The organism is Tractidigestivibacter scatoligenes (genome assembly GCF_001494635.1).
GTDB lineage: Bacteria > Actinomycetota > Coriobacteriia > Coriobacteriales > Atopobiaceae > Tractidigestivibacter > Tractidigestivibacter scatoligenes.
This window is the reverse complement of the sequence record NZ_LOJF01000009.1, coordinates 1-19,444: the sequence shown is the minus strand read 5'-3', so window position 1 is coordinate 19,444 and position 19,444 is coordinate 1. Positions and strand designations below refer to the sequence as shown.

Genomic DNA, 19,444 nt, shown 5'->3' with positions numbered 1-19,444 from the left:
AACCTATGGGCCGCCCCAGCGACACAACTAGCTAGTTTGCCAATTCCTTGCCTAGTTTACAAGCCCTTTGTGACTACTAGCAGCAGGAATGCAGCCTACACACAATCAGAGCGACACAAAGGGTAGATCAGATGGCACGAACGTCGTATTGCGAATGGGACGGCATAGCCCCAGCTAGTGGCTAAGCTCGGCGACAATTGCCTCCATCGCGGCCGCCGGGTCATCTGCCTGCGTGATGGGGCGTCCCACCACAAGCTTCGAGGCACCAGCGGCAATGGCGGCGGCGGGTGTGGCAACGCGACGCTGGTCGCCCACAGCAGCGCCGGCAGGGCGCACGCCAGGAGTCACGATAAGGGCCTGGGGCCCGAGAAGCGCGCGCATCTCGGCTGCCTCCTGCGGCGAGCACACAATACCGTCCGAGCCAGCGCCCACGGCCAAGCTCGCAAGGCGTGCGACCTCCTCCTTGAGCGGGCGCTCAATGCCAATCTCGGAGAGCGAGGACTGGTCCATGCTCGTGAGGACAGAGATCGAAACAAGCTGCGTGCGCTTGCCTCCGCGCTCCTTTGCTGCAGCCTCGGCGCCCTCGCGCGCGGCCGCAACCATGGCCGAGGAGCCCAGCGCGTGGATAGAGAGGATGTCTGCGCCAGAGAGAGATGCGGACTCCACGGCGCCCCTCACCTGAAATGGGATGTCAAAGACCTTGAGGTCGAGAAAGACCGAGAGCCCGCGGTCCTGCATGGCGCGCACAATTGAGGGACCCTCGCGGAAGAAGAGCGTCATGCCCACCTTGACCCACGAGGCGACGCCCGAGAGGGTGTCCGCAAGCTCGATGGCGCGGTCGCGGTCGCAGTCCAGCGCGACGATGACGGCGTCGCGTGCCTCGTTCTCGCTTAGCATTCGAAGGCTCCAATCAGCTCGTTGATGTCGGATACGCCCTGCTCGACAGCCCATGCCTCGAGCTCGTCGAGGACGCGTGAGGCCGCGGCGGGGTCGTAGAGGTTGGCGGTGCCAACAGAGACCGTGGTGGCGCCGGCAAGGATCATCTCCGCGGCGTCCTCGCCCGTGGCCACGCCACCAATGCCGTTGATGGGGATGCTCACAGCCTGCGCGGCCTCCCACACCATGCGAACGGCAATGGGATGGATGGCGGGGCCGGAGAGGCCGCCCGTTGGCCTTGAGAGCCTTGAGCGGCGGGTATGTACGTTGATGGACATGGCGTTCACGGTGTTGACCAGCGAAAGCGCATCTGCGCCGGCAGCCTCGCAGGCGCGGGCAATCTCGCCCACGCGCGCGGGCGCGAGCTTCACGAGGAGCGGCTTCTTCGTGAGCGGACGTACCGCGGAGACAACCTCCTCCGCGTCCTCGGGAGTGCCGCCGAGCAGGCGGCCGCCGCGCGCAAGGTTGGGGCAGGAGATGTTGACCTCGATGCCTGCGGCCCACGGCGCCACCTCGTCCAGAAGCTCAACCGAGCGGCGGCACTCGTCAACCGAGTGGCCCACGGCCTGCACGATCACGGCGCATCCGCGCGAGGAAAGCTCGCCCAGGTAGTCACCGTACTGCTCGGCGAAGGCGCGAGCACCGGGGTTCTCGAGGCCCACGGAGTTCAGGATTCCCGAGGAGACCTCGCACACGCGGGGCGCGGGGTTGCCGGGCCAGGACTCGGCCGCCACGCCCTTGCAGGTAACGGCGCCAAGGCGCGCCACGTCGTAGAACCCCTCGAACTGCCAGGCGTGCCCAAAGGTTCCCGAGGCGGTGTTCACGGGGTTCTTCATGTGAATGCCGCCCAGGTTAACGGCCATGCTCACATTGCTCACCACGCCACCTCCCCGGCGTTAAAGACGGGCCCGTCCATGCAGCACGAGCGGCTCGTGCCGTCGCGCATGGCCACGTTGCAGCAGCTGCAGGCACCAAACCCGCAGCCCATCATACGCTCGAGCGACGCCTGGCAGGCAATGCCAGCGCCCTCGGCGAGACGGGCTACACCCGCCATCATGACGGTAGGACCGCAGGTGAGCACGGCATCGTAGCTGCGCTCGGCGAGAAGCTCCGCCATCGCGTCTGTGGTGAAGCCGGCGCGCCCAAGGCTGCCGTCGTCGGTGCACACAACCACGCGGCTCGCGGGGTCTGCCGAGGCAGCCTCGCGCAGCAGGTCTACGTCAACGCCCACCAGCTTGGAGCCACGCTGGGCGCCAACCACCGCGTCGAAGGTACGCCCTGCAGCCGCCAGCATCTCTGCCGCGGCAAGCACGGGAGGAAGCCCAATGCCGCCGGCAACGAGAAGCACGCGCCCCTCTCCGCCAGGGAGCCTCCAGCCGTGGCCGCAGGGGCCAACCAGCGTGGAGGTGTCACCCGGCCGCATGAGCGAGAGCCGACGCGTGCCGTCGCCCACAACGGCGTACTCGATGCGCACGGTTCCCGCCTCGGCGTCTGCACGAGAGAACGAGAGGGGCACCCTCAGCACCTGCGAGGGGTCACCCGGCACCGAGACCTCGACAAACTCGCCCGGCGCGAGAAGTGCGGCCACCTCGCTCTTGAAGACCATGCACCAAGCGCCCTCGGCGACCTGCTCGTTAGAGACAACGGCAAAGTCGAAGAGGTGGGCGCGGGCGCTGTCCCTTGTCGCCTTCACCTAGGCCACCACGCCGTCGGCCAACGTGCGGCGGCCGTCCACGAAGACGTCGGTAGCCTGGCCGGTGAGGTGCCAGCCCATGAAGGCGGAGTTCTTGGACTTGCCCACCAGGTAGTCCGGCGTGACCTCGAACTCTGCCGTGGGGTCGATGAGCGTGAGGTCTGCCGCAGAGCCGCGCTCGATGCGCACGGGGGCAAGGCGTAGGATCTGCCTGGGGTTCACGGCCATGACCTCCACGAGACGCTTCCAGCTCATGCGGCCCGGGTTCACGAGCTTGGTGAGCATGAGCGGCAGCGAGGTCTCGAGGCCCACGGTGCCAAAGAAGGCGATCTCCCACTCGCAGTCCTTCTCGTGCGGGGCGTGCGGCGCGTGGTCGGTGACCACGCAGTCGATTGAGCCGTCGAGAATGCCCTCGTCGAGTGCGGCCATGTCATCGGGGGTGCGCAGCGGCGGGTTCATCTTGAGGTTGGTGTCGTAGGCGGGGGTGATGTCGTCCTCGTTCAGGAACAGGTGGTGCGGGGTGACCTCGCAGGTCACGGGCAGACCCTCGGCCTTTGCCTTGCGCACGAGGTCAAGTCCCTTGGCCGTGGAGATGTGCGCAATGTGCAGCGGGCAGCCGGTAAGACGGCACAGCTCGATGTCGCGGTAGATCTCGAGCTCCTCGCCAAGCGCGGGCCAGCCAAACATGCCCAGGCGCGTGGAGGCCTTGCCCTCGTTGATCACACCGTGCGTGGTGAGCGTCTCGATCTCGCAGTGGGCCGAGACAACGCGGTCGAACTGCGAGACGTACTCCATGCAGGTACGCATCATGCCGGCGCTCTGCACGCCGTGGCCGTCATCGGAGAAGGCGCAGGCGCCCTCCATGACCATGTCGCCAATCTCGGCGAGCTGCTCGCCCTTCTCGCCAGCCGTCAGCGCGCCGATGGGGCGCACGTGGCAGAGCCCTGCCTGACGCGCGTGGTCGAGCTGGTAGCGGATCTCGGCGCCGGTATCGGTCACCGGGTCGGTGTTGGGCATGGTCGCCACGTCGGTGAAGCCGCCGTGCGTTGCCGCGCGGGCACCGGTCTCGATGGTCTCCTTGTACTCGAAGCCGGGGTCACGGAAGTGCACGTGCATGTCCACAAGGCCGGGCACCAGGTACTTGCCGCGGGCGTCGATGACCTCGCAGCCCTCGGGAGGCTCGAGGCCCTCCCCCACGGCAGCGACCTTGCCGTCGTCGATGAGCACGTCGCAGACGCTATCGAGGTCGACCTGCGGATCGACCGCGTGCGCACCCCTAAGCAGAAAGGCCATTGTTCTCTCCTCCCAGAAGCAGGTACATCTCGGCCATGCGCGTAAGGACACCCGCGTTGACCTGGTTAAGGATGCGCGAGCGCGCGCAGTCGGCAACGTCGGCGTTGATCTCCATGCCGCGGTTCATGGGGCCCGGGTGGCAGATGATGGCGCCCGGCTTCATGCGGTTCACGCGCGTCATGTCAAGGCCGTAGAGGCGGTTGTACTCGCGGCGGGACGGGATTGCCGCGCCCTCCATGCGCTCGAGCTGCACGCGCAGCATGTAGACGACATCCATGTCCTCGATCACGTCGTCGAGGCTCGCCGTCTGCGGGCAGCCAAACCAGTCAGGGTCGTCCACCTGGAAGGTGGGAGGGCCAACGAGCGTGACCTCGGCGCCCATGGTCTTGAGCGCAGGGGCCAGCGAGCCGCACACGCGGCTGTGCGCCAGGTCGCCAACGATGGCAACCTTGAGGCCGTCGAGGTGACCAAAGTTCTTGCGGATGGTGTAGAGGTCGAGCATTGCCTGCGTGGGGTGCTGGTGCTTGCCATCGCCGGCATTGATGACCACGGCGTCGGTGTTCTCGGTGATGCGCTGCGGGGTGCCCGCGAGCTTGGCGCGGCACACGAACATGTCGACGTTCATGGCAGAGATGGTCTGGATGGTGTCGGCGAGGCTCTCGCCCTTGACCACCGAGGAGGTGCTTCCACCCATGGAGAGCGAGTCTGCCGAGAGGCGCTTCTCGGCCAGCTCGAAGGAGCTCTTGGTGCGCGTGGAGGGCTCCAGGAACAGGTTCACGATGGTGCGACCGCGCAGAGCCGGCACCTTCTTGATGGCGCGGTTGTTCACCGACTCAAACGACGCGGCAGTATCCAGAATCTGGGTGATGTCATCCGCCGTGAGGCTGTAGGTGTCAATGAGGTGCTTGACCGAGAGCATTACCTCTCCCCTCCCTCGATGCCCCAGATCTCGACGGCGTCGTGGTCGTCGAGCGGACGCGCGCACACGCGCACGTCCTCCTCGTGCGAGGAGGGGACGTTCTTTCCAACGTAGTCAGCGCGAATGGGCAGCTCTCGATGGCCGCGGTCGACCATCACGGCAAGCTGGACAGACTTGGGGCGACCGTAGTCCATGAGGGCGTCGAGCGCCGAGCGCACGGTGCGGCCGGTGTAGAGGACGTCATCGACGAGGATGATGTCCTTTGAGTCGATCTCGAAGGGGATGTTGGTGCCGTGGACCACCGGCTGGATGTGGCGCATGACGTCGTCGCGGTAGAAGCTGATGTCGAGCGAGCCCACCGGGGGACGCTTGCCCTCGATCTTCTCGATTTCGCCCGCGAGGCGATTGGCGAGGGTCTCTCCGCGGCGAATGATGCCAATCACCTGGATGTTCTCCGAGCCCTCGTTGTGCTCGATGATCTCGTGAGCGATGCGTGTGATGGCACGCTCCATGGCCTGCTCGTCCATGATGACGGCCTTGAGCCTTGGCTCTCCCATGGGACTCCCTTCAAGAAAAAAGATGCCCGAACCGACGTAAGCCGGCACGAGACATCCCATGATGGAAGGCCATGTGTCTGGGTTGGTCGCAGGCGTTGGCTGTGCGAACTCCCCTGAGCCTTGCGGGCATCTCGTGCGCGCTTAAAGGTCGTGGACACTTTACCACGAACCTGTGGCACGAGCGCCAACTTTGATGAAGGCCGCGCGATTCACAGATGAGACAAAGGGAAACTCCCTTTGTCTCATCGCTTGAGGGAGCGGTACGCCTCGCAGACCTCGTCCGTCTCGCCAAGCATGCGCATGTGGCCCTTCTCAATCCAGCACACACGGTCGCAGATGCGCTCCACCAGGCTGATGTCATGGCTCACGAGAAGCACGGTCACGTTGTCGGACTCAACGAGCTCCTTGATGCGGCGCTCGCACTTCTGCTGGAAGAGGAAGTCGCCAACCGAGAGCGTCTCATCGACAATGAGGATGTCAGGCTCGGTTACCGTGGCAATGGCAAAGGCTATGCGCGCGACCATGCCCGAGGAGTAGTTCTTGAGGGGCATGTCCATGAAGCCGTCGAGCTCGGCGAAGTCGACGATGTCCTGGAAGTGCTCGTCGATGAAGTCTTTGCGGTAGCCCAGTAGCGCTCCGTTAAGGTAGATGTTCTCCTTGGCCGTAAGCTCCATATCAAAACCCGCACCAAGCTCGATGAGAGGCGCGATGGTGCCGGAGACGCTGATTTTTCCAGCAGAGGGCTCGAGAACGCCCGCAATGATCTTGAGCATGGTCGACTTGCCGGAACCGTTGGTGCCCACAAGGCCAAAGGCCTCGCCGCGCTTGACCTCAAACGAGATGTGGTCGAGGGCGCGGAACTCCTTAAAGGTGAGCTCGTGCTTGGCGGCAGCGATGAAGTACTCCTTCAAGGAGTTGAACTGCTCGGACGCGATGTTGAAGATCATCGACACGTCATCGGCGAGAACCGCCGTTGGGGCATCCGCAGGGGGCACGGGCGGCCGCATGAAGCTGTTCTGACCAGCTACGATGAGCCATCGTTCGACGTTACCGAGGAGGTTGCCCTGCTGGTCTTCTATGTCAACAATGATGCAGTACCTACCTGGGGACTCTGGGGCAAAAGTCCATGACCCATCCGCCACGGGATGGCCAAGCTCTTTGACGGTAGAGCCCCATTGCCCTTCCTCCCAGTTACCGTCGATATTCCAGACATAGTTGAATAGAAAGTCTTCCTTGTTTGCATCGCGGAAGTTGGGAGTTACCACGACCTTATCGCCTACACGAATGGAGGTCGAGGAGAGGCCGAGAAATACGCTGCCACCGCCGTCCAGATTGAGCGTGTCCTGCACTTGTGCCACCTGACCCTTAAACCTGCGGCTCTCATGCCATTGCACGATAGAGCCAACTCGTATCTGCCTTAGATGAAGAGAATGAACCTGCGCTCGTTTGCGCGAAACACCCAGTAACCGAGTGCCAGCGACACAGCCGCCCATACGACACAGCTCAGGACCACCGAGGATGGGGGCATGGTTGCGTAGACAACGGTGTCGCGCATGAATGTCACGAAGTTATACATGGGGTTTACATACATGAGCGTACGGACAAACGCATATGGCACCTGCTCGATCATCGAGACCGGCCAAAAGAGCGGCGTAGCGTACATCCAAGCCATGAGGAGGACGCTCCACAAGTGAACGAGGTCCCGGAAGAAGACGGCAAGCGCAGAAAGAAACAGCGATAGGCCAACGCAAAAGAACATAAGCAGAATGATGCACAAAGGCGCAAGGAGCATCATGGGCGTTGGGGCCACGCCCTCCCAAAGCATGACAACAAAGACGGCAATAAGCGAGAAGAGGAAGTTCACCAGTGAGAACAAGACCTTCTCAACAGGGAAGACAAACTTCTTCACCCGTACCTTCTTGAGCAAGGGCGCCGCATCGATAATCGACATCATGCCGGCATTGGTGGAGTCCGAGAAGACCTGCCAGGTGATGTTGGCCACGATGAGGTAGAGCGGATAGTGCTCAATGTTGTCGTAGCGAAGGAAGAACGAGAAGACAAGCGACATGACAATCATCATGAGGAGCGGGTTGAGCACGCTCCAAATGACGCCGAGAACGCTGCGACGGTACTTGAGCTTGAAGTCCTTCGTGACAAGTTCGCGGAGGATGAAAAGGTCGCGCTTGCCGGCGGGATACCACGCGTCACGCGCCGAGGTGGTGTGCACGGGGGTCGCGGGAGCCGATGCTTCCTGTGCAGCCAAAGCCGCGTCCTTCTCTGCAGGCTCAGTGTTTGATGCCAAGGTTCCTCCCGTCGAAGGAGTGTACGGGCATGCGGCGCCCGCCTGTGTTGAATATCCTCAAGATGCTAGCACAGGGCTCGCGCACTCACACAAAAGGCAGAGGGCTGAGGCCGATACAGATTCGGGTGCCGAATGTGTGTCCGCTCGCCACAGGTTCGTTACCGAATTTGTATCCCGCGCTGGTCGATACAGATTTGGGTGCCGAATGTGTAGCAGCAACCCCTCGGCGAACCCCCGCGAACCCAAGACGCAGCGAATCCATGCGACAGCAACCCCATCCCCCTATAAACTCAGGACAAAACCAAGCGAGCGAACCAGTCTCGTCCAAGCTGCGAGAAAATATTTCAAAATGAGACTTGCATCCTTCGAGCCGATTCGTATACTTATTTCTCGCGTTGAACATTCCCCGGTGGCGCAGTGGTAGCGCAGCTGACTGTTAATCAGCGTGTCGCAGGTTCGAACCCTGCCCGGGGAGCCAGAGACTTCGCAGGCCACATGGTATTTGCCATGTGGCCTGCTTTGTTATGTGCGCAGAGGTCAGCAGAACCCGGTTGGCTCCCCTTTGCACAAAAAAGGGGAGCCCCTAAGGGCATCCCCCACAAAGACGCGCTAAGGACGTTTACGCTTGGCTAGCATCGATCAGACGAGAAGCGAATGCCGGTTACGCCAGCCAGGGCTGCAGCACCGAGAACCGCAAGAGCAGCTGCAATGCCGCCAAGGTCGGAGTCTCCCGTCTCGGGGACCTTGGGAGCCGCCTTAGCGCGCTTATCTGGACTGAATCGCAGGCTGTCCAGGACATCTAGGGAACGCGGTCTCAGGCCTTCCATTGCGCCCACACTCGCGCATCCTGTATCATCTGCACCGCTGGGCCAACCGCGCCCGGCCGGCACACGCATGCCGAACAACCTGGCTGGGGCGGTCCGGCCGCGCGCCCAGGGAGACCGCTATGCCAATCGCATCCACATGGAACTGCTCGAACGTCGCACTCGACCTGTCACGTCCTCGCGTAATGGGCGTGCTCAACGTCACGCCAGACTCCTTCTCGGAGGGCGGCGCCCACAACGCCCCCAAGGCAGCCATTGCAACTGCTGCGCAGATGCTCACCGATGGCGCCGACCTCATCGACGTGGGCGGTGAGTCCACGCGCCCCGGCTTCACCCCCGTCGAGCCAGACGAGGAGTACCACCGCCTCGAGCCGGTGGTTCGCCGGCTCGTAAAGGAAGGAACGCTCGTCTCGATCGACACGCGCCACCCCACGGTCGCGCAGCGATGCATTGAGCTTGGGGCGCAGATCATTAACGACGTGACGGGCTTCTCGGATCCCCAAATGGTGCAGGTAGCAGCAAACTCAACCTGCGGATGCGTGGTCATGCACTCCGGTCCCGTATCTGGCGCGGCCACGCGCAGCTCCGCTGTTATGGCTAGCTCCGGCCGAGACGACCTCTCCACGCTCATGAACGTCGCATCCGCGGGCGACCGTGCATGGGAGAACGAGCAGGACCAGCCGCTTCTGCCGCAGGTTGACCATGTGATGGGGCTGCTCGAGGGCTACCTTCTCGAACGCGCGAAGGACCTCGAGGCGCAGGGTGTCGACGCCTCGCGCATCTGCCTGGACCCGGGCGTGGGGTTTGGCAAGAGTCCCGAGGACAACATCGTAATCCTGCGTGCCACGCAGCGGCTCTCTGACCTGGGATATCCCCTCATGTGCGCGGTGTCGCGCAAGCGCTTTGTGGGCACCGTGAGCGGTGTCGCAGATGCCGCAGCGCGCGACGACGCGACGATTGGCGTCTCTCTTGCGGCGGTGGCTCGTGGCGCCCGTGTCCTTCGAGTCCACAACGTGGCTGGCATGGCGCAGGCGCTTGACGGCTTCTGGGCCGCGTCCGAGGCGTGGACGGCGCACGTCTCGCTCCTTCTCTCCCCTGTCGCTAACAACGATCGCCAGGTCATCAAGGCAGTCGACGCGATGCCCCTCACACGGGTAAGAGCCACGCAGGCAGCAGGTGACAAGCTTCGCCTTGAGATAGAGACCGGCCTGGACCGCATTCCCTTCCAGCACGCGCTTGACGCGGCGATACGGGGCGTTGCGACCCAGACCAGCTCACCGATATTCGAGAGGTGCGGAGAATGAGCTTCTCGGCAGCCTTGTTGCGAATCATTGGGAACTCAACGTTGCAGGGAGTCGTAGGGAAAGTGTAGTCATCTCGCATGTCGGCTTGACGGGCCGTACGCCGAGCGCAAACATGAACACTGTTCATGTTGCGTCAAATGGTCCGGCGGAAGCACTTCGCGGGCCAAGGAGGAGAGACTCATGGGTCAGGAAGCAGTGACGCCAAAGCAGGAGGGCATGCCGCGCGGCATGCGCATCGGCGAGAGCGTCTTTGATATTGCGTACCTGGTATTCGACCTGGTCGCAGCCATCATTTTCTTTGCAAACGCCAATGGGCGCCTGGTGTTTGTACTCTATGGCTGGCTCACGCTGTGCCTTGGCGGCGGCGACGCCTTCCACCTCATCCCCAGGGTCCAGATGCACCTCTTTGGGGTACGCGAGGACACCCAGAAGAAGCTGGGCCTGGGCACTGCCATCACCTCGGTGACCATGACGGTGTTCTACGTGCTGCTGTACTTCATCTGGAGAGAAATCTTCCCCAACATCGAGGTCTCCCCCGCCATCCCCACGCTGATCTTCATCACCGCAGCCGTGCGCATTGTCCTCTGCCTCTTCCCGCAGAACGACTGGTTCTCTGGCAAGGAGAACATCCGCTGGTCGCTCTACAGGAACGTCCCCTTTGCCATCACCGGGATCCTGGTCATTGTCCTGTTTGCCATCTCAGGCAACACGGGTGGGTACGGCCTTTGGCGCATGTGCATAGCCATCGCGCTGAGCTTTGGCTTCTACCTTCCCGTAACCTTCCTGGCCAAGCGCAAGCCCGCGGTGGGAGCGCTGATGCTTCCCAAGACCGTCATGTACATGTGGGTCATTGGCATGGGGCTCTCGCTCCTCAACGTCCTCTAGGGGTAACGATGAACCCAAAGGCAACGTCGAGAGAAGACATCCTCGAGGTGTGTCGCGGCATCGTCCGGGAACAGGGGCTTTCCGGCATAAGCATGCGTACGGTGGCCTCGGCCTGCGGCATTGCGCCGGGAACGCTCTACAACTACTTTCCCGGCAAGAACGCGCTGGTACTTGCCGTAACCGCCGACGTCTGGTCGGACATCTTCAGCTTTGGCCCGCGCAAGGGCACGGACGCCGAGAAAGACTTTGCCGCCCACGTCGAGAAGACCTTCAATAGTGCACGGGCAGGCATGTCGCGCTACCCGGGGTTTCTCCCCTCTCATGTGCTGGACCTTGCAGCCGACCAGGGCCCACGAGCTCAAGGCCGAGAGATGATGCACTCGTTCTTTGGGCACATCGAGGATGACATACTTCATGCCTTGGATGCAGACAAGCGCGTGCGAGAAGACGCGTTCACGGGAGGCCTCACCAGGGAAGGCTTTGCAGAGCTGGTGACCCAGCAGCTGGTGGTCCTCCTGGTGCTTGGGCAAGACGACTGTCAGCCCCTTGTCGCCCTGGCTAGGAAGGTCCTCTACTAAGGCGTCGATGCGGCCGCTGTCCAACGGCCCGTTCGCCGCAAGGTGGCGCACCGGTCGGGCGGGCCCTAGAATGGGGTGGTTTCACATTACAGGCCTACGTAATTCAGCATCGAGGCGCAAACATGCAGAGCTTCCTCATCCTTCTCGTCCTGGCCCTTCTCGCCAGCTCCTGCGGCTTCCGCAAGTACGTGTGGTTCATCTCATTGGGCTACGGGGCGGCCATCGCCCTCGTATGCATCGGCCTTCTGGTTATCTTCGGGGGCTCCCTCACCGTGGGGACCGCGCTCCAGTGCGTCCTGCTCGTTGTCTATGGGTGCCGGCTTGCCGGGTACCTGCTGTACCGTGACATGAAGACCGCCTACAACCGTCGCATGAAGGGCGAGGTCAAGTCCGACGAGGGCGTTTCCGTCGTGGCCAAGGTGGGCATCTGGGTCTCTGCGTCGCTGCTCTATGTGCTGCAGACGTCGCCCGTCCTGTTTCGCCTGGCAGACGGCAAAGGCACCGATGTCCTTTGCGTAGTTGGCCTGGTGATCTCGGCGACGGGGCTCGTACTCGAGACGACGGCGGACCTCCAGAAGAACCGCGCGAAGAAGGCAAACCCCAAGCGCTTTGTTGACACAGGCCTCTTCCGCCTGGTGCGTTGCCCCAACTACTTTGGCGAGATGGTCTTCTGGACCGGCGTCTTTGTCTCCGGACTCTCCGTGTACGCCAACGCCGTCCAATGGATCTGCGCCATCCTTGGCTACCTGGGCATCATTTACGTCATGTTCGGCGGGGCGCGCCGCCTGGAGATTAGGCAGGACAAGAACTACGGAGACGACCCTGAATACCGGAGATACAAGTCCACGACGCCAATCATGATTCCGTTCGTCCCGCTCTATTCCGTGAAGGAGCACACGTGGCTGGTCGCATGAGTTCCCGCGGAGACAGACAGGGCGATTCCGTCCCGGAGGGCTTCACGCTCTCGATGGCCCTCATGGACTGCCTGCCCGTGGCGTTCTTCGGCGTGGGCGCGGGCGTCCTGGCAACGCGCTTTGACAGCGCGCTGTTCCGTGTGGGCGTTGTTCTCGTCGTGCTTGCCGGCGTGCTCAAGGTGAGCTGGAAGCTCGTTTTGGCGCTGGCGAGAAGAGATGCGCGCTTTCTCAACCGGCAGATGCGCTACCTGATGCCCGCGGGCTTTGCGCCGGCGCTCTGCGCGCTTGTGGTCGACCGCGCCAAGTGGTCTCCCGCCGCAGTCCTGGCACACGTGACAGCCATGCCCTCGCTGCTGTTTCTTATTGCGGGGCTGGCAGGAATGGTTCTCATGGGCTGGTTTGCCCGTCACTTGAACGGCCGCGACGCAAAGGCCAACTGGCGAGAGCAGGCGGTCAATGGGATATCCCAGTTGTGCATCATGCTTGCGATTGTGCTCTGAAGGGCGAGTGGGGCAGCTAAAGCCGAGGGGTGCTACATCAAGAGTTACTCGTCAAACAAGTCAGAATGCGTGCCCGTCCTGACAGCGGTAAGAATGAGCCTGTCACCATCGATTGCATAAATGAGTAGCCAGTCAGGAAGAATGTGGCATTCACGGAAACCCAAATACCGACCTACTAGCGTATGGTCTCTCAAGCGTTCTTCGAGCTTCTCTCCCTTCCGCAATGATTCAAGGACCTCTTCAAGAAGTGAAATGTCATAACCCCGCTTCTTAGCCAGCTTGTAGTCCTTCTTGAACTGAGAAGTGGGAACGAGTTTCAACTTCATGAGGCAAGCCTACTCGTCAATTGCGGAGAAGAGCTCCGAAGCAGATTCGTAGGCAGGGGCGTTAATTCTCCCTGCCATGATATTCCTGGCCTCATCAATTGCGCGCTCAGTTTCCACGTTGTACCGCGGCTGCTTCACCTCGAATGGCAAGCCTCCCTCGATTACAGACATGTGCAGAAATACATTAATTGCCTCAGTAAGAGAAAGGCCAAGACTGCCAAAAACAGACTCCGCCTCACTCTTGAGCTCCGGCTCTACGCGCATGCTAATTGCCGCCGTCTTTGCCATTGATATCACCTCATATGTGCGCAGATGTATGGTTGACGCAATGCAATTCCACACATAGTATACCCTTCCACAGTTATTGCGTTTATCCCGCAATCTATGCGGCTTCCTTTGCCATAAACTCCATGGCCTCGCGCGCTCGACACCGGGAACTTCCCGCACGTTTCTGCTGTAGCCCAGCAACTGCATGTCAAAGGCCCGGCAAAGCGCGGCAACCCGTTGCCCAATGTGGCCCAGCCCGATAAGGCCAATCGTCTTTCCGGCAAGCTCCGAGCCCATGTAGTCGAGCCTGCTCTCATCTCCATGCGCCTTCTTGAAACCATCCAGGTAGATGAGGTTCTTGTACCAGCAGAGGACGAATGCCAGCATATGCTCCGCCACGGCGTGTGCAGTCATCAAGGTTCACGTTGTTGTACCCGGCGCCAATCTGCACGAGCTTCAGAGCCGGGGCCTTCTCCAACAGGGCGGCATTCACTTGCACATGCTCGAGGATCAGTGTATCCGCCGTGCCGATCTCTCTTTCGATGTCCTCCGGCCGCAAGAACGCGACGTCCCAGTCACTGGGAAAGGTGTCGATGATCTTCTCCCGTGCTGTAGAGGGAAAAACGCCTGCGATAACGACCTTCATGCTCTTCTCCCCCACGCGCTGCCGGGCAAGGTGCAGGCGGTAGTCACATCTGTCCCCCGCCGGTCGCCACCGTCGGCACAACCAGCTCCCCCCACCTAGAATGTGTACAATTTGGAATTCAGTTGCCTGAAATTACCTGGTGAGTTTTCTCCAGCAGTTCCAAATTGTACGCATTGAAGAGAAAGGGACCCACCAGGTAGCGACATGGCCTGGTTAGCGTCTCGTAAGCGCGCTCACCAGTTGGAGCATTGCGTTCTCTAGCGGTTTCTGAGAATCGGGAGTTGCATTTGCCCAGTTGGCGAGAAGCGCAATTCTCAAATACCGCTAAAGAACGGAGCAGGGGCCGGCTTTCGCGCCCCAAGCGGGCGCCGGCGTACACTCCCGGAGCAGGGGCCGGCTTTCGCGCCCCAAGCGGGCGCCGGTGTTCGCGCCCCAAGGCCTAGCGGCCTTCCTTCCGGACCCCGCGGCGAATCCTCCTCACAATCCAGAAGGCACGAGAGCCAATGTGGTCCATCAGCTGCCCGATTTCCTTCTCGAAGAAGCAGTTCACAAAGCCGCCGGCAAGCAGTATGTAGAAGAAGCAATACATCCAGAAAAGCGAAATCGCAAAGGCACCGAGTGTCCCGTAGAAGGCAGTGAACTTGTTCACGTGGTTCACGTAGACAGAGAAGACCTCGGAGAGCACGAACCAGGCAACGGCCACAAGCGCGGCGCCCAGCAGCTGGTCCTGGAAGCGCCGCTTTCCGTTTGGCATGAACCAGTATGTGGCGGCAATGAAAAGCCAGGCGATGACCATGGAGAGGACAATGCGCAGGGCCGAGAAGTCCAGCAGCCGGAAAGGAAAATGGTAGCCAGGCAGGTAGGTCTCGGCAAACTCCCTGATCTTCCCGCTGAACACGAGAAGCATGAGGGTGAGAAAGACCAGCATCAGGATGGTTGTCCAGACAAAGGAGATGAGGAGTCTCATCCAGTAGGGACGGGTCTCTTCCACGTTGTAGGCGCTGTTCATGCCCCGCAGAAGAGCCATGTTCCCCTGTATCGAGGTCCATAGCAGGCTCACCACCGAGAGGGGGATGAGGGCCGAGGCATGCTGGAAGGCTTCGGTCACAACCATATCAAGAAAGCCGTTCACGATATCTGGCACGACCGCGTCGATAGCCCGGATTAACTCGCTCTGCCCGATGTCCGTGAAAGGGAGAAGCACCGAGATGAAGATGAATATTGGGATGATTGCCAAGAAGTAGAAGTAGGTCACGCTGGACGCATGCATGCCAAACTGACGGCGATTCCACTCCTGCACGATGCCGGATACCCATGTTGCCACAGGAGAGGGGCCCGATGCTTTGGTCTTGTCCTTGCTATTGTCGTTGCCCATGAGGAGTTGCCCCAGCTCTTCCCGTCTTCCAGAGGAAGCCAAGTTCATTGGCTCTCCCCTACATATTCCCTCGGAGCATCACGCCAAACGAGAACCCAGGAGTTTGAAGGTGCCCTTATAAGCCGGCTGGACTAGGCAATGCCTAAACCACAAAGCGCAATTGTTGCGCAACAGAATCCGCTCTACTCCTCAGAGAATGTGGCCAGCAAGGCACAAGGGCTGGCGTTGCACGGTGCATACGCCACCATCCAGACTGAGGGGGTTCTCATGAGCATGACAATCGATCGCCGCGCGTTTCTCGGCCTTACCAAGGGCGTCGCAGCCATAGCGGCACCGTATCTCGCCTTTACGCTAACGGGGTGCTCGTCTAGCAGCGAAACCGTCGCTTCCCCAAGCAATAGCGATGCCTCCGCCCAGGAAGATTCCACGGAGGAACAGACGGACACGGTCGACGAGCAGCAGGAAGAGGAGACCCCTCAGGTGCCCGGCGTGGAGCAGAAGGCTAACCTCGAGGACTACTCCTGGGATGAGATAGCTCAGATAGCAGCGGCAATCTCTGCTGCAGAGAGCGACGAACGAGGCTTCAAGATTGCCAAGGGATACAACGTTACAGAGCCCTATAACCTTTCTGGCGGAGGGACAAAGACACTCACGTTTGCCGACGGCAGCACGGTCACCGCTTGGGTTGCCGGCTTCAGACATGACGACAAGGCAGACGGCACCGGCAAGGCAGGCATCACCTTTATCACCAGTGCCACGAAGTTTGAGAGCGACTTCGACACTTCAACAGGGAGGCCGTGGGTGAAGTCCGATGTGAGGGACTACCTTGCCAACACCGTGCTTAGCGAGAAGTTTCCTCAGGATCTTGCATCCAAGGTCGTTACAGTTAACAAGGCCACTGTCAGCAAGTTCGGCTCGACGGACCCCTCTGTGTGCACGGCGACGGCCGACGCCGTCTGGCTCCCATCGGCTGTCGAGATTGTTGGCACCTACCCCTCGTTCCTCTCGAGCAAAGACGAGGCATACGATGCGCTGATGAAGGCGGAGGGAAACCAATACACCCTCTTCTTCAATCCCAGCGACGAATCCCTGGAAGGCCGAGATGACTCTTCCAAAATCTTCGTTGATGAAGACACTGGAATAGCTAGGCACGAGGTTGCGTATCGCGTTATGAGCCGAGACAACAATTTCCTGAATTCCCTGGTCGGAACTAGCGACGGGTTCTGGACGCGATCCGTATATCCCACGGATGGCGGTGGCGCAATCTCCTTCTGCAAGCCGGACGGAGAAAATGAGAAAGATTTCAACTGCATCTATCCGTGGGCAAAGCTGAACCTGCTTCTTGGGTTCTGCCTGTAAGGGCCCTGGATGGCGAACGGCCACCGCCAGCCCCCGAGACTGCGACTTTCGCAACCAAGGCCTACCCTGCGAGGCAAACGCACACATTGCCATCGAAATGGCCGGCCACTTTCGTATGAGCAGAGATGAGTCGAGAGGCTACGCCCGTAGATTGGCCACGGTGCTGCGACGCTGGCAAGTGGTTCAAGGCAGCAAGGTATCTCGGGCACGTCGATCAAGGCCGTGGAGCCCAGCCTCGATCGAGGCATCTCTACATGCTAAAGAAAATCGAAATGCCGAGGGAGGAGGACTTCAAAATCTCACCTTGACGAGGCCCAGGCTTGGGCTAAGTCCGTTGGCTATCGAAAGTCGGACGACAACGATGCCATCGCAGCAGTGCGCGCGAGGAAACGCTCATGAGGGTCGTCATCGATACCAATGTTAATGGCCAAAGCCCGAAAGGGTTTTATATGGCGGAGACGCGCCGGCGCCTCCGTCTCATTTTTACCTCGCGGCCCGTTGCCTACAACAACTTCTTACCAGCGTTCCAGGCGCCGCCGACCTCCTCGCCAACAACGCGGTAGACACGCCTCGTGCTGTCATAAATAATCGGGCGCATCTTGGCAAAGTCGACGCGTCCCTCGTCGTCGAGGATCGACTCATCCACACGAGTGTTCACGACGCGTCCAACGATGCGCGCGCCATGCTCGTCTCCCTGGACGTCTGTGACCTCGCACTCCATGGTCAGGGGGAACTCCTCGATCACAGGCGCGTCCACATGCTCAGACTTGACGAAGGTCATGCCAGACGCGGCTGCCTTGTCCACCTTGTTGCCGGTAGCGATGCCAAAGTAATCGGCCTCCACCACGTGGGCAACGTCGGCCGGCGCCACCGTGAAGGCGCGCCTTGCCACAATGTTTGCCGTCGACTTGTGGTTCCCGATGTTGAGGCAAATCTCGTTGTTGCCGCACTCCCCCGCCCATGCCGCGTTCATAGCGTTGGGGGTGCCGTCCTCGCCGTAGCTCGCAACGATGAACACCGACTGCGGAAAGAGCTCGCCTGCGCTTCCAAGGTCCTTCTTCATGCCGTCCTCCTCTTTGGTTCAGCTTGCACGTACCGTTTAGAAGAGTATATTTCGCCGCTAGAGCATGCCGCTAGACCTCAAGCACACTCAGCGTCCCCTTGTGCAGGAACCCCGCTCGGCCTCCGCGCGCGTCCTTGTCCGGCCAGGTCATGAATGCCATAAATGCATTGTTGCACCTTCCCGATCCAGCTGGTTTTATCCATAAGAAGAGAGTCGCCCTGCAAGCGTTATCGAGGTGAACGATGCTTAACGACCTTTCCGGCAACGACCTGTTCTGCAACTACTACAAGGAATGGATATCCGTATACAAGGAGAACGCAGTAAGACAAGTGACACTCAACAAGTACCATCTCGCCCATACCTGGATAGAGAGGCTTGCACCAGACGTGAAGCTATCGGAGCTTGATCGAATCTCCTACCAGAGGATCCTAAATGGGTACGCGAAGGAGCACGAGCGGCAGACCACGATGGACTTCCACCATCTACTCAAGGGCGCGGTGCTCGATGCAGTCGATGATGGGCTCATACCCAGAGACCCAACCAGGAAGGCAATCGTCAAGGGAAAGCCACCGCGCCCGAAAAAGAATCGCTACCTCAACCAGTTCGAGCTCCATCGGTTGCTAGCCGGGCTCGATTTGGGTTCAGAGATCAGCTGGGAGTGGTTTATCCTTCTTGTCGCAAAAACCGGGTTGCGGTTTTCTGAGGCGCTTGCAATTACCCCCTCCGACTTCGACTTCACTAGGCAGACGCTTTCAGTGAACAAGACTTGGGACTACAAGAACGGCGGGGGCTTCGTGCCGACAAAGAACCGGTCCTCCGTGAGGAAGGTCCAGATTGACTGGCAGCTGATAGTTCAGTTCTCCGTCCTGGTAAAGAACCTCCCGGACGAATGTCCCATTTTTGTCAGAGAGGACGCGAAGGTCTACAACTCGACAGCGAACAACACCCTCGCGAGGCTATGCAAGAAATCGGGGGTACCGGTGATCACGATTCATGGGCTGCGACACACGCACGCCTCCCTGCTCCTCTTCGCAGGGGTGTCAATAGCGAGCGTCGCGAAGAGGCTAGGCCACGCCAGCATGAACACAACTGAGAAGACCTATCTCCATATCATCCAGGAGCTGGAGAACAAGGACGTAGACCTGGTGATGCGCTCCCTCACCAGCCTCGTCTGATTGTCAGCGTAAGTCAATAGGGCGGCTCTCGCTGATGAAGGGTGATGAGGGAGTCGAGGCGATCGAACAAGACACCGATCTCGACTTGTTCTTTGATGCTCGGCATTCTTATCTCACTGAGAAGCAGCTTGTCGAAGAAGAAGTAGAGTCTAACGCCGCCCTCTTGCAGGGCTTCTATCTGCCTTGAGAATAACGGCGATTTGAACCAATGCCAGAGGAACCTGTCGTTGCAAGAATCATCACTTCGGAAGACCTCATACAGTGAGCTGACAATGACGTTTTTGCTGGTAGATAGGTATCCTATAGAGCCGACGTTGATTCTGGCCGGGTTGTAGGCAAACGACCCTGGCTCGACGATCCAGTAAGCTCGCTTGTCAGCCTGGCTTGGTGTGCCGCCATTCTCAAACTGCTCGTCCTGGGGGACGAACCCCTTATCGTTAGAAACGGAATAGCTCTCAAAGGGGAGGTTATCGCTGTTCCGAACACCCGAAGGGAAAACGAAATCTGAGAACTTACGCTGTTCCCAAG

22 protein-coding genes and 1 tRNA gene are annotated in these 19,444 nt (G+C 60.4%); 8 read left to right on the top strand and 15 right to left on the bottom strand.

What is annotated here, in order from left to right:
• Window positions 1–174: 174 nt before the first annotated feature.
• From pyrF to AUL39_RS04570, 8 genes are all read right to left on the bottom strand, one after another.
• Window positions 175–897: an orotidine-5'-phosphate decarboxylase gene (gene pyrF / locus AUL39_RS04605; protein ID WP_059054189.1), complete on the bottom strand. Its 723-nt coding sequence runs from the start codon at window positions 895–897 to the stop codon at window positions 175–177.
• Window positions 891–1,817: a dihydroorotate dehydrogenase gene (locus AUL39_RS04600; RefSeq protein WP_059054187.1), complete on the bottom strand. Its 927-nt coding sequence runs from the start codon at window positions 1,815–1,817 to the stop codon at window positions 891–893. The genes pyrF and AUL39_RS04600 overlap by 7 nt, the downstream gene beginning before the upstream one ends.
• Window positions 1,811–2,629 carry a dihydroorotate dehydrogenase electron transfer subunit gene (locus AUL39_RS04595; RefSeq protein ID WP_059054185.1) on the bottom strand — a complete coding sequence of 273 codons (819 nt, stop codon included), beginning with the start codon at window positions 2,627–2,629 and terminating at the stop codon, window positions 1,811–1,813. Before AUL39_RS04595 ends, AUL39_RS04600 begins: the two co-directional genes overlap by 7 nt.
• Complete coding sequence (locus AUL39_RS04590; protein WP_059054183.1) at window positions 2,630–3,922, bottom strand: dihydroorotase; 1,293 nt, start codon at window positions 3,920–3,922, stop codon at window positions 2,630–2,632. It lies immediately after the preceding gene.
• Entirely contained in the window at window positions 3,906–4,841 is a 936-nt protein-coding gene (locus tag AUL39_RS04585) for an aspartate carbamoyltransferase catalytic subunit (protein WP_032111710.1), read from the bottom strand. Before AUL39_RS04585 ends, AUL39_RS04590 begins: the two co-directional genes overlap by 17 nt.
• Window positions 4,841–5,398, bottom strand: a complete 558-nt coding sequence (gene pyrR, locus AUL39_RS04580; protein WP_059054181.1) for a bifunctional pyr operon transcriptional regulator/uracil phosphoribosyltransferase PyrR — start codon at window positions 5,396–5,398, stop codon at window positions 4,841–4,843. Before pyrR ends, AUL39_RS04585 begins: the two co-directional genes overlap by 1 nt.
• A gap of 242 nt (window positions 5,399–5,640) precedes the next feature.
• Window positions 5,641–6,747, bottom strand: a complete 1,107-nt coding sequence (locus AUL39_RS04575) for an ABC transporter ATP-binding protein (RefSeq protein ID WP_235810764.1) — start codon at window positions 6,745–6,747, stop codon at window positions 5,641–5,643.
• 68 nt (window positions 6,748–6,815) lie between these two features.
• Window positions 6,816–7,700 (bottom strand): ABC transporter permease, encoded by an 885-nt coding sequence (locus AUL39_RS04570; RefSeq protein ID WP_328586086.1) that lies wholly within the window; start codon window positions 7,698–7,700, stop codon window positions 6,816–6,818.
• Window positions 7,701–8,103: 403 nt separating this feature from the next.
• Here AUL39_RS04570 and AUL39_RS04565 point away from each other — a divergent pair.
• Window positions 8,104–8,178, top strand: a tRNA-Asn gene (locus tag AUL39_RS04565).
• 151 nt (window positions 8,179–8,329) lie between these two features.
• Here AUL39_RS04565 and AUL39_RS11060 read toward each other — a convergent pair.
• On the bottom strand, window positions 8,330–8,536 hold the full coding sequence (locus AUL39_RS11060; RefSeq protein WP_235810763.1) for a hypothetical protein: 207 nt from the start codon (window positions 8,534–8,536) through the stop codon (window positions 8,330–8,332).
• Window positions 8,537–8,646: 110 nt separating this feature from the next.
• Here AUL39_RS11060 and folP point away from each other — a divergent pair, with 110 nt between their 5' ends.
• The 5 genes from folP to AUL39_RS04540 all read left to right on the top strand — a co-directional run bounded on the left by folP (window position 8,647) and on the right by AUL39_RS04540 (window position 12,705).
• Window positions 8,647–9,828: a dihydropteroate synthase gene (folP, locus tag AUL39_RS04560; protein ID WP_059054177.1), complete on the top strand. Its 1,182-nt coding sequence runs from the start codon at window positions 8,647–8,649 to the stop codon at window positions 9,826–9,828.
• 180 nt (window positions 9,829–10,008) lie between these two features.
• A complete protein-coding gene (locus tag AUL39_RS04555; RefSeq protein WP_235810762.1) occupies window positions 10,009–10,713 on the top strand; it encodes a hypothetical protein in 705 nt (234 codons plus the stop codon).
• A gap of 8 nt (window positions 10,714–10,721) precedes the next feature.
• Window positions 10,722–11,291, top strand: coding sequence for a TetR/AcrR family transcriptional regulator (locus tag AUL39_RS04550; protein ID WP_059054175.1), 570 nt, complete (start codon window positions 10,722–10,724; stop codon window positions 11,289–11,291).
• A 122-nt stretch (window positions 11,292–11,413) separates the two neighbouring features.
• The gene (locus AUL39_RS04545) at window positions 11,414–12,205 is read left to right on the top strand and encodes a DUF1295 domain-containing protein (protein WP_059054172.1); all 792 of its coding nucleotides are present in this window, start codon (window positions 11,414–11,416) and stop codon (window positions 12,203–12,205) included.
• The gene (locus AUL39_RS04540; protein WP_059054170.1) at window positions 12,190–12,705 is read left to right on the top strand and encodes a hypothetical protein; all 516 of its coding nucleotides are present in this window, start codon (window positions 12,190–12,192) and stop codon (window positions 12,703–12,705) included. Before AUL39_RS04545 ends, AUL39_RS04540 begins: the two co-directional genes overlap by 16 nt.
• A gap of 44 nt (window positions 12,706–12,749) precedes the next feature.
• Here the strand turns inward: AUL39_RS04540 and AUL39_RS04535 are convergent, their stop codons facing one another.
• The 4 genes from AUL39_RS04535 to AUL39_RS04520 form a co-directional block, all read right to left on the bottom strand.
• Window positions 12,750–13,031, bottom strand: a complete 282-nt coding sequence (locus AUL39_RS04535; protein ID WP_059054168.1) for a type II toxin-antitoxin system YafQ family toxin — start codon at window positions 13,029–13,031, stop codon at window positions 12,750–12,752.
• A 9-nt stretch (window positions 13,032–13,040) separates the two neighbouring features.
• Window positions 13,041–13,685, bottom strand: coding sequence for a type II toxin-antitoxin system RelB/DinJ family antitoxin (locus AUL39_RS10885; protein WP_160327028.1), 645 nt, complete (start codon window positions 13,683–13,685; stop codon window positions 13,041–13,043).
• Window positions 13,612–13,944 carry a Rossmann-fold NAD(P)-binding domain-containing protein gene (locus tag AUL39_RS04525; RefSeq protein ID WP_059054166.1) on the bottom strand — a complete coding sequence of 111 codons (333 nt, stop codon included), beginning with the start codon at window positions 13,942–13,944 and terminating at the stop codon, window positions 13,612–13,614. The genes AUL39_RS10885 and AUL39_RS04525 overlap by 74 nt, the downstream gene beginning before the upstream one ends.
• Window positions 13,945–14,383: 439 nt before the next feature.
• Window positions 14,384–15,367: a YihY/virulence factor BrkB family protein gene (locus AUL39_RS04520; RefSeq protein ID WP_059054164.1), complete on the bottom strand. Its 984-nt coding sequence runs from the start codon at window positions 15,365–15,367 to the stop codon at window positions 14,384–14,386.
• A 219-nt stretch (window positions 15,368–15,586) separates the two neighbouring features.
• On the opposite strand from AUL39_RS04520, the gene AUL39_RS04515 reads away from it, so the two are divergent.
• Complete coding sequence (locus tag AUL39_RS04515; protein ID WP_059054162.1) at window positions 15,587–16,678, top strand: DUF6273 domain-containing protein; 1,092 nt, start codon at window positions 15,587–15,589, stop codon at window positions 16,676–16,678.
• A gap of 502 nt (window positions 16,679–17,180) precedes the next feature.
• On the opposite strand, the gene AUL39_RS04510 is transcribed toward AUL39_RS04515, so the two are convergent.
• Entirely contained in the window at window positions 17,181–17,741 is a 561-nt protein-coding gene (locus AUL39_RS04510) for a flavin reductase family protein (protein ID WP_059054159.1), read from the bottom strand.
• Between the two features lie 242 nt (window positions 17,742–17,983).
• Between AUL39_RS04510 and AUL39_RS04505 the strand changes: the two genes are divergently transcribed.
• Window positions 17,984–18,916, top strand: coding sequence for a site-specific integrase (locus tag AUL39_RS04505; RefSeq protein ID WP_059054157.1), 933 nt, complete (start codon window positions 17,984–17,986; stop codon window positions 18,914–18,916).
• Window positions 18,917–18,929: 13 nt separating this feature from the next.
• On the opposite strand, the gene AUL39_RS04500 is transcribed toward AUL39_RS04505, so the two are convergent.
• A partial coding sequence (locus AUL39_RS04500; protein WP_160327027.1) for a restriction endonuclease subunit S occupies window positions 18,930–19,444 on the bottom strand: 515 nt, incomplete at its 5' end.